Source organism: Helicobacter salomonis (assembly GCF_017979425.1).
GTDB lineage: Bacteria > Campylobacterota > Campylobacteria > Campylobacterales > Helicobacteraceae > Helicobacter > Helicobacter salomonis.
The window spans coordinates 1-228 of sequence record NZ_JAERIS010000071.1; the positions used below are offsets into that span (position 1 = coordinate 1).

Genomic DNA, 228 nt, shown 5'->3' on the forward strand with positions numbered 1-228 from the left:
TAGGGTATAGAATGCAAGACTTAAATAAATAATGCATACCACACCACCACAGCTAGAGCATTAAAAACCCCGCTAATGACACAACGCCACGCCCAAACTTCGCTAGGCGCATTGCGCTTGTAAATCTTAAAAATGGGATAAAAGGACAAGCCCCCTAAGATCAGTGAAGCTATAATGGCGAGGTTAAGATCAAGAGCAATACAAAAAACCAGCGCATAAAAGAAAATG

Annotated in this window: 1 protein-coding gene; it reads right to left on the reverse strand. The window is 41.2% G+C overall.

Annotated features, from left to right (window positions below; translation table 11 throughout):
- Positions 1-20: 20 nt before the first annotated feature.
- Positions 21-227 (reverse strand): hypothetical protein, encoded by a 207-nt coding sequence (locus KCO92_RS07310; RefSeq protein WP_345719215.1) that lies wholly within the window; start codon positions 225-227, stop codon positions 21-23.
- Between the last annotated feature and the right edge of the window lies 1 nt (position 228).